Below are 14,445 nucleotides of genomic sequence, written 5' to 3'. Positions count from 1 at the left end.
CGAACATGGTGTCTGGCACGCCCTCTTCGCGAGCAAGCCCGCTCCCACAATTGCCGCTCTGCCCGCAGCCACAAGTTGCGGGCTTTCTTTTGAAGAAGTGATTCACCGCCCCGATGAACAAGTACCTCTTGTCCAGCCTCTGCCTGTTCGCCCTGAACAACGCCAACGCTGACGGCCAGCCGCTGACGCTGCCCACCGGCACCATCTCCGCGCCTGCGATTGACGAAGAAAGTGTCAGCCTGACCACGCCGACCACCGCCGGCTCGCGCCTGAACCTGACGGCCATGGAAACTCCGGCCAGCGTCGAAAGCCTCAGCGGCGAGCAGGTGCGTGCCCGGGGTGATCGCAGCGTGCAGGACGCCGTGTCGCGCAGCACTGGCATCAGCCGCACCGGCACCCCGGGCGATGGCGGTACCTCGTTGCAGGCACGCGGTTTTACCGGGCAGAGTTCGGTGATGCAGTTGTATGACGGCAATCGGATGTACACCGGCATGGGCACCGTGACCTTTCCGGTCGACACCTGGTCGGTGCAGCGCGTCGACGTGCTGCGCGGCCCCGCCTCGGTGCTGTACGGCGAAGGCGCGACCGGTGCGGTGGTCAACGTGATTCCGAAGAAGCCGTTCGAGGGCGACATCGAAAATCACCTGCGCGTTGGCTACGGCTCCTACGACAGCCAGCAGCAGGCGTTCGACAGCGGCGGCTCGCTGAGCGACACCCTGAGCTATCGCCTCAATCTCAATCGCCTGCGCAGCAACGGCTGGATCGATCGCGGTGATTCATCAAGCGACTTCATCAGCGCCGCTCTGCGCTGGCAGGCCACCGACGACCTGGCGTTCACCCTCGCCCACGACTACGGCGATCAGCGCCCGCAGAACTACTTCGGCACGCCGCTGATCAACGGCCGATTGCAGGACAGCCTGCGCAACAAGAACTACAACGTGCGTGACGACCAGCAGCACTACAACGATCAGTGGACGCGTCTGACCACCGAGTGGCAGATCAACGACGCGGTCAGTGCCAGCAACGAGCTGTACTACCTCAAGGCCCAGCGCCGCTGGCAGAACGCCGAGAACTACAACTTCGACCGCGACAGCCAGCAACTCAGCCGCAGCGGCTACTTCGGCATCGGCCATCAGCAGGAGCAGGTCGGTGATCGCCAGACCTTCACCTTCAAGCACTCGCTGTTCGGCCTCGACAGCCAGACCGTGACTGGCGTCGATTACAACCGCATCCGCTTCCAGCTCAACAGCAACTCACCGTTCAACGATGTGCTGCCAAACGGTCAGGCGCTGGATCTGTATCACCCGCAACAGGGTTACTTCGAAAGTGCCAACCCGTACCGCGACCAGTTCGACAGCACCACAAAGCAGATGTCAGTGTTCGGCGAAAACCGCACGCAACTGAGCGAGCGCTGGTCGTTGGTGACAGGAGTGCGCCGCGATTACGTACACGTGGATCGCAACAACCTGATCGACGACAGCCAGAGCGACAAGACTCTGACCGGCAACAACTGGAAGGCCGGACTGGTGTTTGCCCTGACGCCCGAGACTTCGTTCTACGGTCAGGTCGCGACCAGCACCGACGGCATCGGCGGCCTGATATCCCTCAGTCCGAGCCAGCAGCAATACGACCTCTCGACCGCGCGCCAGACCGAGGTCGGCCTGAAACAGTTGTTCTGGGATCAGCGTGGCGAGTTCACCCTGGCGGCCTATCGCATCGTCAAGAAGAAGCTGTTGACCGACGATCCGGGCAACCCGACGCTCAAGCAGCAAGTCGGCCAGCAATCTTCCAACGGCCTGGAGGCCAGCCTTGATCTGCAATTGCCGCATGCCTGGCAACTGCAGGCCAACGCGGCGATTGTCAAGGCCAAGTACGATGACTTCTCCGAGGTGGTCAACGGGCAAACCCTGTCGTACAACGGCAATCGCCCGGTGGATGTACCGCGTCGAACCGCCAATCTGTGGCTGAACAAAAACCTCAGCGATGATCTGAAGGCCGGTGCCGGTGTGCGTTACGTCGATGCGCGTTACGCCGACATGGCCAACCGCAACGAGCTGCCAAGTTACACCGTGGTCGATGCAACGCTGTCGTGGCAAGCTCTGCGCAACACCACGCTGGGCTTGCAGGTGAACAATCTGTTTGACCGCCAGTACGCACAAAGCCAATACAATGAGGGCCAGCAGTGGATTCTCGGCGAGCCGAGATCGTTCTTCGTCACGGCCGATTACACCTTTTGATTCACCGGCCCCTTCGCGAGCAAGCCCGCTCCCACATTGAAATGCGATCCACTGTGGGAGCGGGCTTGCTCGCGAAGGCGTCATCAGCAACACCCGATATTTCAGAGTAGAAGATGACCTCACTGACCCTCGCCAACCTCGCCTGGACACCCCTGGGCCACGGCCACTGCCATCACCAGTTCCAGCTGCGTGACGCCTCGTTGCAGGTGGCCGCCGGTGAGTTTGTCGGTTTGATCGGTCCCAACGGCAGCGGCAAGACCAGCCTGCTGCGCTGCGCCTATCGCTTCAGTCAGCCGGAAAGCGGTGAGGTCAGACTCGATCATCACAACGTGTGGAAACAGTCCTCGCGCTGGTGCGCAAAACGCATCGCCGTGGTCCTGCAGGAATTCCCCGACGCCTTCGGTCTGACCGTCGAAGAAGTGGTCGCCATGGGCCGCACACCGCACAAAGGCCTGTTCGATGGCGATACCGTTGAGGATCGCAATCTGGCGACGCAAGCGCTCAGATCAGTCGGCCTCGATGGCTTCGAAGACCATGCGTTCGCCACCCTCTCCGGCGGTGAAAAACAGCGGGTAATCCTCGCTCGCGCCCTGACCCAGCAACCGCAATTGCTGATCCTCGACGAGCCGACCAACCACCTCGACCCGCGTTATCAGCTCGAACTGCTGCAACTGGTCAAACGTCTGCAGATCGGCACCCTCGCCAGCATTCACGACCTGAACCTGGCCGCCGCGTTCTGTGACCGACTGTACGTGATCAATCACGGGCGCATCGTCGCCAGCGGCACGCCGCAACAGGTACTGACCACCGAATTGTTGCGCGACGTGTTCGGCGTCGAGGCGTTGATCGACTCCCATCCCCTCCACGGCTACCCGCGAATCACCTGGATAACCCGACCATGACTGTGCGTTCCCTGCTTTGCGTCGCTCTTTTGTTGTGCAGTGCCCAGGCCTTCGCCGAAGCCACGAAATACCCATTGACCATCCACAGCTGCAACCGTGAAGTGAGCTTCAACGAGGCGCCGAAGCACGCGGTCAGCCACGACATCAACATGACCCAGATGATGCTCGCCCTCGGCCTCAAATCGCGCATGGCCGGTTATAGCGGCGTCAGCGGCTGGAAGTCGGTGACGCCCCAGATGCAGTCGCTGCTCGACGGTTTGCCGGAGCTGGCTGCGAAATATCCATCGGTGGAAACCCTGCTCAACGCCAACGTCGATTTTTTCTTCGCCGGCTGGGATTACGGCATGCGCGTCGGTGGCGACCTAACGCCGCAGACCCTGCAACCGCTGGGCATCAACGTGTATGAGCTGACCGAATCCTGCGCCTTCGTGATGAAGCGCCCGGCGGCGACGCTGGACGACACCTATAACGACCTGCGCAATCTCGGAAAAATTTTCGACGTGCAGGATCGCGCCAACACACTGATCGCCGACATGCAGAATCAGGTCGCCGAGATCCGCAAAGACCTGCCCGCCGACAGGCCACGAGTGTTTCTTTACGACAGCGGCGAAGACCGCGCCATGACCTCCGGCCGCCTCGGCATGCCGCAGGCGCTGATCGATGCAGCGGGCGGGCGCAACATTCTCGATGACGTCGAAGCGAGCTGGACCCGGGTCAACTGGGAGACCGTGGTCGAACGCAATCCGCAGGTGATCGTGATCGTCGACTACAGCGAAATCACTGCTGAACAGAAGATCGAATTTCTGCTGAAGAACCCGGCGCTGCAATCGGTGGACGCGATCAAGAACCAGCGCTTCATCGTCATCCCCTACGTGCAGGCCACGCCGGGGATCGATAACGTGCTGGCGGTGGAAACCCTGGCCAAGGGGTTCCACGGCGAATGATCGACCGTCGCTACGCCTTGTTGCTGATCGCCCTCGGCGCCGTATTGCTGGTGTCGTGCGTGGTGTCGCTCGGCTTTGGCCCGGCGCGGGTGCCGGTGGCCGTGGTGTGGCGGATTCTCCTGCACAAGGCCTTGGGTTTCGGCGAGGTGAGCTGGAGCGCCGGGCAGGAACACATTGTCTGGCTGATCCGTGTGCCGCGCATGTTGCTCGGGGCGTTGGTCGGTGCCGGGCTGGCGTTGATTGGCGCGGTGCTGCAAGCAGTGACGCGTAATCCACTGGCCGATCCGCACCTGCTCGGCGTCACTTCCGGCGCGACACTTGGCGCCGTGATCGTGGTGCTGCACATCGGTGAAATCATCGGTCTGCTGACCTTGCCGATTGCCGCATTCATCGGTGCATTGCTGAGCATGTTTCTGGTACTGGGCATTGCCAACCGTCAGGGTCGGCTCGACAGCGATCGCCTGCTACTGTGCGGCGTGGCGGTGTCGTTCGTGATGATGGCAATCGCCAACCTGCTGCTGTTCATGGGCGACCACCGCGCCAGTTCGGCGGTGATGTTCTGGATGCTCGGCGGTCTCGGCCTGGCGCGCTGGGAGCTGCTGGCGGTACCGGCGCTGAGCGTGTTGCTCGGCCTCGGACTGTTGCTGGGCATGGCCCGGCCATTGAACGCCTTGATGGCCGGCGAACAGACCGCCGTCACCCTCGGCCTGAATGCCCGCGCGGTGCGTTTGCGGGTGTTTGTGATCGCCTCGTTGATGACCGGGGTGCTGGTGTCGATCAGTGGCTCGATCGGTTTTGTCGGGCTGATGGTGCCGCACATTGCCCGGCGTCTGGTCGGCGCCGAACACCGCCGTTTGCTGCCCGCCTGTGTGCTGCTCGGCAGCCTGTTTCTGGTGTGGGTCGATGTCGCCGCGCGGACTTTGATCGCCCCGGAAGACCTGCCCATCGGCGTTGCCACCGCGGCCATCGGCGGCCTGTTCTTCATCGGCCTGATGCGCCGCCGCTGAGCCTCCTGTAAGGCATGAGGCTGGTTTCGCCAGCGCGGGATCACCAACGTGACGTTTACTCCGCCCGGCAAGAAACCAAGATTTTTCCTACAGGTTTTTCAGGTTGTCCGTCGGAAGCACGCGCCCTAGTCTTCCACGGTCGCTGAACACTCAGCCCTCCGCTGCGCAAGGCTCGGCGAGTCCTGCGCCTGTCCGAACACGAAAGGAAAATCACGTTGCTCAAGACGATTCTTGCCTCAATCGTATTTATCTCGGCGCCTGCATGGGCAAGCCCGCCCCCCTTCACCGGCACGGATTACAGCGGTACGTACGAATGCAAGGGAATGGACAGCCATATCGGCGAATTCAGAGGCACTGTCGATATGTCACTGAATGTCGGGCAAAGTACCGGTGAGTACGGTGCTTACCGCTTCACCCTGACCCTCGCCGACAAGTCTCTGTACAACGGTTTTGCCGCAGCCGATGCAGACTCGCTGGCCATTTACTTTGCGCACACCGATCCCGCCTTGAAGGACTACGGCGTTGGCATTGCAAAGATGAAATCAGCTCCAGACGGCAAGACGTCCTTTATCAAGTACTACTACGGCCCGGAATATGAGGGCGGCGGTCACGGTATGGAAAACTGCGTCAAGGGCTGATTCGGCCCACTCCCTGAAAAGTGCTGTCGCCCTGCGGCAGCACCACAATGAAGCACGCCCTCGCACCACCGCCACTCGCTTGTCCTCTCCTGGTGCGCGCCGCTATCGCGCAACCGCTCTGACACGACATTTTCCTGCCCGATCCCGACCGGGCACAGCCCTTGCAAAACACACCTTCAGTCGTCCGCATCTGCCAACCATAAAAAACTTTAACGTTCATGGAGATCGCACAATGAAGCGTCGCAGTTTGATCAAGGCTTTCACACTCACGGCATCCATTGCCGCGATGGGCATGACCTGGACTGTCCAGGCCGCCGAGACCATCAAGGTGGGGATTCTGCACTCGTTGTCCGGGACCATGGCGATCTCCGAAACGTCGCTCAAAGACATGGCGCTGATGACCATCGACGAGATCAACGCCAAGGGCGGGGTGAACGGCAAGATGCTCGAACCGGTGGTGGTCGACCCGGCATCGAACTGGCCGCTGTTCGCCGAAAAAGGCCGGCAGTTGCTGACCCAGGACAAGGTCGCCGTGGTGTTCGGTTGCTGGACCTCGGTGTCGCGTAAATCGGTGCTACCGGTGTTCGAAGAACTCAACGGCCTGCTGTTCTACCCGGTGCAATACGAAGGCGAAGAGATGTCGCCGAACGTGTTCTACACCGGCGCCGCGCCGAACCAGCAAGCGATCCCCGCCGTTGAATACCTGATGAGCGAAGAAGGCGGCAGCGCCAAGCGCTTCTTCCTGCTCGGCACCGACTACGTCTACCCGCGCACCACCAACAAGATCCTGCGCTCGTTCCTGCATTCCAAAGGCGTGGCCGACAAGGACATCGAAGAGGTCTACACCCCGTTCGGTCACAGCGACTATCAAACCATCGTCGCCAACATCAAGAAGTTCTCCGCCGGCGGCAAGACAGCGGTGATCTCCACGGTCAACGGCGACTCCAACGTGCCGTTCTACAAAGAGCTGGCCAACCAGGGCCTGAAGGCTACCGACGTACCGGTGGTAGCGTTCTCGGTGGGTGAAGAAGAGCTGCGCGGCATCGACACCAAACCGCTGGTGGGCAACCTTGCGGCGTGGAACTACTTCGAGTCCGTGGAGAACCCGGTGAACAAGAAGTTCGTCGCTGACTGGAAGGCCTACGCGAAGAAACACAACCTGCCGGGCGCCGACAAAGCGGTGACCAACGACCCGATGGAAGCCACTTACGTCGGCATCCACATGTGGGCGCAGGCAGCGGAAAAAGCCAAGTCCACCGACGTCGACAAGGTTCGCGAAGCGCTGGCCGGCCAGACTTTCACCGCGCCGTCCGGTTATACGCTGACCATGGACAAGACCAACCACCACCTGCACAAACCGGTGATGATCGGCGAGATCCAGAGCGACGGTCAGTTCAACGTCGTGTGGCAGACCGAAGGCCCGATCCGCGCGCAGCCGTGGAGTCCGTTTATCGATGGCAACGACAAGAAGCCGGATTATGCGGTGAAGAGCAACTGAGCCATTGGGTGTCGGGCTGGTAAGACTTTCAGTCCGACACACTCTCCCTGTGGGAGCGGGCTTGCTCGCGAAAGCAGTTCGTCATTCAACTTAGATGCAAGCTGACACACCGCTTTCGCGAGCAAGCCCGCTCCCACCATTAGTCCGCGCAAGGCGACTCTTTATGCCGACTACCCTTTACCGCTTCATCCTCGCCATCGCACTGCTGTTGCCGATGACTGCCTTTGCCGGCGACGCCGAAGACTTCGTCGCCGCCAATCCCGTGCAACAGGCCAAACTGTTGGAAGCCTGGGCCGCGCAGCCCGAGCCGGCGCGTGTCGAGCTGATCAACGCCCTGCAACAAGGCCAATTGATCATCGACGGCCAGCCGAAAACCCTGCGCCTGAACAACCGCCTGCGAGGTCTGATCGACACCGCTCTGGCCAGCCACCAATTGCTCGCCGCCGACGCCAAAACCCGTCTGATTGCCGCGCAGCAATTGCAGAAAAGCGCGAAACCCGCGCAGCTGAAATTCCTCGACCAGCAACTGGCTGGCGAAAAAGACGAGAACGTCCACGCCGCCCTGAGCCTGGCGCTGGCCAATCTGCAACTGGTGGACAGCGACCCGGCGGTGCGTCTGGCCGCCGTGCGCCTGCTCGGTGAAACCGGCGATCCGCTGGCCCGCACGCGCCTCGAAGGCCTGCTCGAACCCGGCGTCGAAAGCGATGCCGGGGTGCGCACCGCCGCCGAAACCAGTCTGGCTCAGGTCAAGCGCAAACTGCTGATCGGCGAAGTGTTGGGTCAGGCGTTCAGCGGCATGTCCCTCGGCTCGATCCTGCTGCTCGCGGCCCTCGGTCTGGCGATCACCTTCGGCCTGCTCGGGGTGATCAACATGGCCCACGGCGAGATGCTGATGCTTGGCGCCTACTCGACCTACGTAGTGCAGTTGCTGTTCCAGCACTACGCCCCGCAAGCCATCGAGTTCTACCCGCTGATCGCGCTGCCGGTGGCGTTCTTCGTCACGGCGGCAATCGGCATGGCGCTGGAACGCACGGTGATTCGTCATCTCTACGGCCGACCGCTGGAAACCCTGCTCGCCACCTGGGGCATCAGCCTGATGCTGATTCAGTTGGTGCGCCTGCTGTTCGGTGCACAGAACGTTGAAGTGGCGAACCCGGCGTGGCTGTCCGGCGGTATTCAAGTACTGCCGAATCTGGTGTTGCCGTACAACCGCATCGTGATCATCGCTTTCGCCTTGTTCGTGGTGGTGCTGACCTGGCTGCTGCTGAACAAGACCCGCCTCGGTCTCAACGTCCGTGCGGTCACGCAGAACCGCAACATGGCTGCCTGCTGCGGCGTGCCCACCGGCCGCGTCGACATGCTCGCCTTCGGCCTCGGCTCGGGCATTGCCGGGCTCGGCGGTGTGGCGCTGAGTCAGATCGGCAACGTCGGCCCGGACCTGGGTCAGAGCTACATCATCGACTCGTTCCTGGTGGTGGTGCTCGGTGGCGTCGGGCAACTCGCCGGCAGCGTGCTCGCCGCGTTCGGGCTGGGCATCGCCAACAAGATTCTCGAACCGCAGATCGGTGCGGTACTCGGCAAGATCCTGATCCTCGCGCTGATCATTCTGTTCATCCAGAAACGTCCGCAAGGCCTCTTCGCACTGAAAGGACGGGTGATCGACTGATGAACCAGCCTCTACTTGTCACGGCCACGCAAAAAGCCGGGCCGAAAGTCACCATTGCCATCGGCGCGGTGATCCTCGCGCTGCTGATCGCCCTGCCGCTGCTCTCGCTGCTGGCGCCGGACAGTGCGCTGCATGTCTCGGCGTATACGCTGACGCTGGTCGGCAAAATCCTCTGCTACGCCATCGTCGCCTTGGCGCTGGATCTGGTCTGGGGTTACGCCGGGCTGTTGTCGCTTGGCCACGGTCTGTTCTTCGCCCTCGGTGGTTATGCGATGGGCATGTACCTGATGCGTCAGGCCGCCGGTGATGGTTTGCCGGCGTTCATGACCTTTCTGTCGTGGACCGAACTGCCGTGGTACTGGAGCGGCACCAGCAGCTTTATCTGGTCGATGTGCCTGGTGGTGCTGGCGCCGGGTCTGCTGGCGCTGGTGTTCGGCTTCTTCGCCTTCCGCTCGCGGATCAAGGGTGTGTATTTCTCGATCATGACCCAGGCCCTGACGTTCGCCGGGATGCTCCTGTTTTTCCGCAACGAGACCGGCTTCGGCGGCAACAACGGCTTCACCAATTTCCGCACGATTCTCGGTTTCGGCATCACTGAACCCAGCACTCGCGCGGTGCTGTTTCTGGCTACCGTGTTGTTGCTGGTGGCGAGCCTGTTCATCGGCTGGCGTCTGGCGCAAAGCAAGTTCGGCCGGGTGCTGACGGCGCTGCGCGATGCGGAAAACCGCCTGATGTTCTGCGGCTACGACCCGCGCGGTTTCAAGCTGTTCGTCTGGGTCTTGAGCGCGGTGCTGTGCGGTCTGGCCGGGGCCTTGTATGTGCCGCAAGTGGGGATCATCAACCCCAGCGAAATGTCGCCGACCAACTCGATCGAAGCGGCAGTGTGGGTGGCCCTCGGCGGTCGCGGCACGCTGATCGGGCCGTTGCTCGGCGCGGGTGTGGTCAACGGCATGAAGAGCTGGTTCACCGTGGCTTTCCCCGAATACTGGCTGTTCTTCCTCGGCGCGCTGTTCATCGTCGTGACGTTGTATTTGCCCAAAGGCGTGATCGGCCTGCTGAAGAAACGAGGTGAACAATGAGAGTCACTGCGAGTGCTGAATTCATGCTCGAGCCGGCGTTTTTCCCCGTGGAACCGAACAAGGACGAAGGCACCAGCCGTGACTCGATCGGCCTCGGCCAACGCGTCGGCCCGGGCCTCGACACCCGCCACGGCACGATCCTGACCCTGGAAGACATCAGCGTCAGCTTCGACGGCTTTCGCGCGCTGAACAATCTGAACCTGTACATCGGTGTCGGCGAACTGCGCTGCATCATCGGCCCCAACGGCGCGGGCAAGACCACGCTGATGGATGTGATCACCGGCAAGACCCGCCCCAGTCACGGCAAGGCGTGGTTCGGCGAAACCCTGGACCTGACGCAGATGAGCGAAGTGCAGATCGCCCAGGCCGGGATCGGCCGCAAGTTTCAGAAACCGACGGTGTTCGAAGCCCTCAGCGTATTCGAAAACCTGGAGCTGGCGCAGAAGACCGACAAGTCGGTGTGGGCCAGCTTGCGCGCACGCCTGAGCGGCGAGCAGCGCGATCGCATCAGCGAAGTGCTGGAGACCATTCGCCTGACCACCTCGGTCAATCGCCCGGCGGGCTTGCTGTCCCACGGTCAGAAGCAGTTTCTGGAGATCGGCATGTTGCTGATGCAAGACCCGCAATTGCTGCTGCTCGACGAACCGGTGGCGGGCATGACCGATGCCGAAACCGAATTCACCGCCGAGCTGTTCAAGTCGCTGGCCGGCAAGCATTCGCTGATGGTGGTGGAGCACGACATGGGCTTCGTCGGCTCGATTGCCGACCACGTGACTGTGCTGCATCAGGGCAGCGTGCTGGCGGAAGGATCGCTGGAGCAGGTGCAGGACAACGAGCGGGTGATCGAGGTTTACCTCGGCCGCTGAGCTGCAAACACCTTTCCAATGTGGGAGCGGGCTTGCTCGCGAAGGCGGTGTGCCATTCAAGTTGATGGCGACTGATCCACCGCATTCGCGAGCAAGCCCGCTCCCACAGGGGGATTTGAGGAGATTTTGAGAATGCTGCAAGTCGACAAGCTGCACCAGTACTACGGCGGTAGCCACATCCTCCGTGGCCTCTCATTCGACGTAAAAGTCGGCGAAGTCACCTGCCTGCTCGGGCGCAACGGCGTGGGCAAGACCACCCTGCTCAAATGCCTGATGGGCCTGTTGCCGGCCAAGGAAGGCGCGGTGAACTGGGAAGGCAAAGCGATCACCACGCTCAAGCCGCACCAGCGTGTACACGCCGGGATCGCTTACGTGCCACAGGGCCGGGAAATCTTCGGCCGGCTCACGGTGGAGGAGAATCTGCTGATGGGCCTGTCACGGTTTCCCGGCAGCGAAGCGAAAGAAGTACCAGGTTTCATCTACGAATTGTTCCCGGTGCTGCTACAAATGAAGCAGCGCCGCGGCGGCGACCTGTCCGGCGGTCAGCAACAGCAGCTGGCTATCGGGCGCGCATTGGCCAGTCGTCCGCGATTGCTGATCCTCGACGAGCCCACCGAAGGCATTCAGCCCTCGGTGATCAAGGAGATCGGCGCGGTGATCAAGAAACTTGCGGCGCGGGGTGACATGGCGATTTTGCTGGTCGAGCAGTTCTACGATTTCGCTGCGGAGCTGGCCGATCAGTACCTGGTGATGTCCCGGGGCGAGATCGTGCAGCAGGGTCGAGGTGAAAATATGGAGGCCGAGGGTGTACGAGGTCTGGTAACAATTTAATCTGTAGCTTCCTAACGATAATTACAAACCATGAACTTACCGCTTCCCACTGCCCTGTTTACCCCGAGCTGGCACGCCGAGCTGGAGCTGGCCTACGCCCGCTTCGGCGACTGCACACGCCCGGTTCAGCGCCGGCATCTCGGCCCGCTGCGCGTGCAAAAGCACCTGTATGCCGAAGGCCCCGAGGTCTGTCAGCACATCATCGTCCACCCGCCGGGCGGGATCGCCGGGGGTGATCGACTGAATATCAGCGCCCGCATCGAACAGGACGCCTGGGCGCAGATCACCAGCCCTGGCGCCGCCAAGTGGTATCGCGCAACGGGGCCGGCGTATCAGCAGCTTGACCTGAAAGTCGCTGCCGGTGCGACGCTGGAATGGCTGCCGCAGGAAACCATCGTCTACAGCGCCGCTCAGGCTGAACTCACCACCTCGATCGAACTTGAGGGCGATGCGCGGCTGTTCTACTGGGACGTGGTGGCGCTGGGCCGACCGGCCAGTGGCGAGCGCTTCGACCTTGGACATTTTCAAGCGCATCTGGATATCCGCCGTGATGGCCGGTTGCTGTGGCACGAACGTCAACGGATCACCGGCAATGACGGTTTGCTGGATTCGCCGATCGGTCTGGATGGCAATCCGGTGTTTGCGACGCTGCTGGTCACCGGTGAAATTGATGCCGAGTTGCTGGAGCGCTGCCGCTCGCTGGGGCATGCAGTGCGCGGTGATCTGACCCAGTTGCCGGGGCTTTTGGTTGCCCGTTGCCTGGCGAGCGAGGCACTGCTGGCCCGCGCCTGGCTGATCGACCTGTGGCGCCTGCTGCGCCCGGCCCTGCTCGGCCGCGAAGCCCAGCCACCGCGAATCTGGAACACCTGACATGCAATCCAACTGTGGGAGCGGGCTTGCTCGCGAAGGCGGTGTGTCATTCACACAGATGCTGGCTGACCTGCCGCTTTCGCGAGCAAGCCCGCTCCCACAGGAGATTTATGCACATTTTTCAATCTGCCCTGATGGATACCCGCAATGGACCTGACCCCACGCGAAAAAGACAAGCTGTTGATCTTCACCGCCGGCCTCGTCGCCGAGCGCCGACTGGCCCGTGGCGTGAAGCTCAACTACCCGGAAGCCATGGCCTACATCTCCGCCGCGCTGCTCGAAGGCGCCCGTGACGGCCAGACCGTGGCCGAGCTGATGCACTTCGGCACCACCCTGCTGAGCCGTGAGCAGGTGATGGAAGGCATCCCGGAAATGATCCCGGAGATCCAGGTCGAAGCAACGTTCCCCGACGGCACCAAACTGGTCACCGTCCACCAGCCGATTGTCTGAGGCCGCGCCATGACCTACACCATTCGCGATGCGCTGCACGCCGACCTGCCGGCAATCCGCGACATCTACAACGACGCGGTGCTCAACACTACGGCGATCTGGAACGAATCGGCGGTCGACCTCGGCAACCGCCAGGCGTGGTTCAGCGCCCGTCAGGCCCAGGCCTACCCGATTCTGGTGATCGTCGACGCCGACAACGTTGTGCTCGGCTACGCTTCCTTTGGCGACTGGCGGCCGTTCGACGGTTTCCGCCATACCGTCGAGCACTCGGTCTACGTGCGCAGCGACCAGCGCGGCAATGGTCTTGGCCCGCAATTGATGAGCGTGCTGATCGAGCGGGCCAAAGCCTGCGACAAGCACGTGATGGTCGCCGCCATCGAAAGTGGCAATTCCGCTTCCATTCGTCTGCATGAGCGCGCCGGTTTCAGCATCACCGGACAAATGCCACAAGTCGGCACCAAGTTCGGTCGCTGGCTCGATCTGACCTTCATGCAACTGACCCTCAATCCTGGCGCCCAGCCGCCGGTCGCCAACAAGGAGTGACACGCGATGAACCCCGCCCAACTGCGACGCGTCAATGCGGAAAGTTTTGCGCACTATCGTCAGGGCCTGATTGATCTGCTGCTCGACGCCGTAGGTTATGGCGCCAGCGTCGGTTTCATGGCCGACCTCGATGCCGCGCAGGCCCGAGCGTATTTCGATGAAGTGCAGCAACAAGTGAACAAGGGCAGCGTGTTGCTCTGGGTGGTGGTCAAGGATGAAGAGGTGCAGGCCAGCGTGCAGTTGGGCCTGTGCCAGAAGGCCAACGGGCTCAATCGTGCCGAAGTGCAGAAGCTGCTGGTGCGCGAGCAGGCGCGTCGACGCGGCCTCGGTCAGCAATTGATGAATGCGCTGGAACTCGAAGCGGCCAAGCACAAGCGCGGCATGCTCTACCTCGACACCGAGGCCGGTTCGCCCGCCGAAGATTTCTACAAGGCCCTGGGTTACACCCGCGCCGGCGAAATTCCCGATTACGCCTGCGACCCGCACGGCACGTATCGCCCGACCGCCCTCTACTACAAGATTCTGCAAGGAGCCCGGCCATGATTCCCGGCCAGTACCAGATCCAGCCCGGCGACATCGAACTGAATGTCGGCCGCCGCACCCTTAGCCTGAAAGTCGCCAACAGCGGCGACCGGCCGATTCAGGTCGGTTCGCACTATCACTTTTTCGAAACCAACGACGCGCTGACCTTCGACCGCGCCGCCAGCCGTGGCATGCGCCTGAACATTCCGGCCGGCACCGCGGTGCGCTTCGAGCCAGGGCAGAGTCGCGAGGTCGAACTGGTGGAGTATGCCGGGCATCGGCGGGTGTTCGGCTTTGCCGGGCGGGTCATGGGTGATCTCTAAGTAATGCGGTGTCTGCTCTGGCCCCTTCGCGAGCAAGCCCGCTCCCACCTTCGACCGCGTTCCTTCAGT

General features: G+C 62.0%; 15 protein-coding genes. All 15 read left to right on the top strand.

Annotated elements, in window-relative coordinates; genetic code table 11:
- Window positions 1-113: 113 nt before the first annotated feature.
- The 15 genes from ACS4NR_RS24910 to ACS4NR_RS24840 all read left to right on the top strand — a co-directional run bounded on the left by ACS4NR_RS24910 (window position 114) and on the right by ACS4NR_RS24840 (window position 14,376).
- Window positions 114-2,237: a TonB-dependent receptor gene (locus ACS4NR_RS24910; protein WP_456018579.1), complete on the top strand. Its 2,124-nt coding sequence runs from the start codon at window positions 114-116 to the stop codon at window positions 2,235-2,237.
- A 113-nt stretch (window positions 2,238-2,350) separates the two neighbouring features.
- Window positions 2,351-3,139 (top strand): ABC transporter ATP-binding protein, encoded by a 789-nt coding sequence (locus tag ACS4NR_RS24905; RefSeq protein WP_456018578.1) that lies wholly within the window; start codon window positions 2,351-2,353, stop codon window positions 3,137-3,139.
- A complete protein-coding gene (locus tag ACS4NR_RS24900; protein ID WP_456018577.1) occupies window positions 3,136-4,083 on the top strand; it encodes an ABC transporter substrate-binding protein in 948 nt (315 codons plus the stop codon). Before ACS4NR_RS24905 ends, ACS4NR_RS24900 begins: the two co-directional genes overlap by 4 nt.
- A complete protein-coding gene (locus tag ACS4NR_RS24895; protein WP_456018576.1) occupies window positions 4,080-5,090 on the top strand; it encodes a FecCD family ABC transporter permease in 1,011 nt (336 codons plus the stop codon). The genes ACS4NR_RS24900 and ACS4NR_RS24895 overlap by 4 nt, the downstream gene beginning before the upstream one ends.
- Before the next feature lie 215 nt (window positions 5,091-5,305).
- On the top strand, window positions 5,306-5,728 hold the full coding sequence (locus ACS4NR_RS24890) for a hypothetical protein (protein ID WP_456018575.1): 423 nt from the start codon (window positions 5,306-5,308) through the stop codon (window positions 5,726-5,728).
- A gap of 232 nt (window positions 5,729-5,960) precedes the next feature.
- On the top strand, window positions 5,961-7,226 hold the full coding sequence (urtA, locus tag ACS4NR_RS24885) for an urea ABC transporter substrate-binding protein (protein ID WP_456018574.1): 1,266 nt from the start codon (window positions 5,961-5,963) through the stop codon (window positions 7,224-7,226).
- 163 nt (window positions 7,227-7,389) lie between these two features.
- Entirely contained in the window at window positions 7,390-8,892 is a 1,503-nt protein-coding gene (gene urtB, locus ACS4NR_RS24880) for an urea ABC transporter permease subunit UrtB (protein ID WP_456018573.1), read from the top strand.
- Window positions 8,892-9,971: an urea ABC transporter permease subunit UrtC gene (gene urtC / locus ACS4NR_RS24875; protein WP_456018572.1), complete on the top strand. Its 1,080-nt coding sequence runs from the start codon at window positions 8,892-8,894 to the stop codon at window positions 9,969-9,971. Before urtB ends, urtC begins: the two co-directional genes overlap by 1 nt.
- On the top strand, window positions 9,968-10,837 hold the full coding sequence (gene urtD, locus ACS4NR_RS24870) for an urea ABC transporter ATP-binding protein UrtD (protein WP_115985438.1): 870 nt from the start codon (window positions 9,968-9,970) through the stop codon (window positions 10,835-10,837). Before urtC ends, urtD begins: the two co-directional genes overlap by 4 nt.
- A gap of 132 nt (window positions 10,838-10,969) precedes the next feature.
- On the top strand, window positions 10,970-11,668 hold the full coding sequence (urtE, locus tag ACS4NR_RS24865; RefSeq protein ID WP_095138157.1) for an urea ABC transporter ATP-binding subunit UrtE: 699 nt from the start codon (window positions 10,970-10,972) through the stop codon (window positions 11,666-11,668).
- 30 nt (window positions 11,669-11,698) lie between these two features.
- On the top strand, window positions 11,699-12,538 hold the full coding sequence (locus ACS4NR_RS24860) for an urease accessory protein UreD (protein ID WP_456018571.1): 840 nt from the start codon (window positions 11,699-11,701) through the stop codon (window positions 12,536-12,538).
- A 147-nt stretch (window positions 12,539-12,685) separates the two neighbouring features.
- Window positions 12,686-12,988 carry an urease subunit gamma gene (ureA, locus tag ACS4NR_RS24855; RefSeq protein ID WP_007915951.1) on the top strand — a complete coding sequence of 101 codons (303 nt, stop codon included), beginning with the start codon at window positions 12,686-12,688 and terminating at the stop codon, window positions 12,986-12,988.
- Between the two features lie 9 nt (window positions 12,989-12,997).
- Window positions 12,998-13,531: a GNAT family N-acetyltransferase gene (locus tag ACS4NR_RS24850; RefSeq protein ID WP_027613559.1), complete on the top strand. Its 534-nt coding sequence runs from the start codon at window positions 12,998-13,000 to the stop codon at window positions 13,529-13,531.
- Window positions 13,532-13,537: 6 nt separating this feature from the next.
- The gene (locus tag ACS4NR_RS24845) at window positions 13,538-14,074 is read left to right on the top strand and encodes a GNAT family N-acetyltransferase (protein ID WP_027613558.1); all 537 of its coding nucleotides are present in this window, start codon (window positions 13,538-13,540) and stop codon (window positions 14,072-14,074) included.
- A complete protein-coding gene (locus tag ACS4NR_RS24840) occupies window positions 14,071-14,376 on the top strand; it encodes an urease subunit beta (protein ID WP_098966985.1) in 306 nt (101 codons plus the stop codon). Before ACS4NR_RS24845 ends, ACS4NR_RS24840 begins: the two co-directional genes overlap by 4 nt.
- The last annotated feature ends 69 nt before the right edge of the window (window positions 14,377-14,445 follow it).

This window comes from Pseudomonas sp. JQ36 (assembly GCF_053851495.1).
The sequence above is the reverse complement of the archived record's forward strand: the minus strand, read 5'-3'. Positions and strand labels throughout refer to the sequence as shown.

Coding starts and splice junctions, on each gene's coding strand:
- ACS4NR_RS24910 (WP_456018579.1), top strand. CDS start 114: ATGAACAAGTACCTCTTGTCCAGCCTCTGCCTGTTCGCCCTGAACAAC.
- ACS4NR_RS24905 (WP_456018578.1), top strand. CDS start 2,351: ATGACCTCACTGACCCTCGCCAACCTCGCCTGGACACCCCTGGGCCAC.
- ACS4NR_RS24900 (WP_456018577.1), top strand. CDS start 3,136: ATGACTGTGCGTTCCCTGCTTTGCGTCGCTCTTTTGTTGTGCAGTGCC.
- ACS4NR_RS24895 (WP_456018576.1), top strand. CDS start 4,080: ATGATCGACCGTCGCTACGCCTTGTTGCTGATCGCCCTCGGCGCCGTA.
- urtA (WP_456018574.1), top strand. CDS start 5,961: ATGAAGCGTCGCAGTTTGATCAAGGCTTTCACACTCACGGCATCCATT.
- urtB (WP_456018573.1), top strand. CDS start 7,390: ATGCCGACTACCCTTTACCGCTTCATCCTCGCCATCGCACTGCTGTTG.
- urtC (WP_456018572.1), top strand. CDS start 8,892: ATGAACCAGCCTCTACTTGTCACGGCCACGCAAAAAGCCGGGCCGAAA.
- urtD (WP_115985438.1), top strand. CDS start 9,968: ATGAGAGTCACTGCGAGTGCTGAATTCATGCTCGAGCCGGCGTTTTTC.
- urtE (WP_095138157.1), top strand. CDS start 10,970: ATGCTGCAAGTCGACAAGCTGCACCAGTACTACGGCGGTAGCCACATC.
- ACS4NR_RS24860 (WP_456018571.1), top strand. CDS start 11,699: ATGAACTTACCGCTTCCCACTGCCCTGTTTACCCCGAGCTGGCACGCC.
- ureA (WP_007915951.1), top strand. CDS start 12,686: ATGGACCTGACCCCACGCGAAAAAGACAAGCTGTTGATCTTCACCGCC.
- ACS4NR_RS24850 (WP_027613559.1), top strand. CDS start 12,998: ATGACCTACACCATTCGCGATGCGCTGCACGCCGACCTGCCGGCAATC.
- ACS4NR_RS24845 (WP_027613558.1), top strand. CDS start 13,538: ATGAACCCCGCCCAACTGCGACGCGTCAATGCGGAAAGTTTTGCGCAC.
- ACS4NR_RS24840 (WP_098966985.1), top strand. CDS start 14,071: ATGATTCCCGGCCAGTACCAGATCCAGCCCGGCGACATCGAACTGAAT.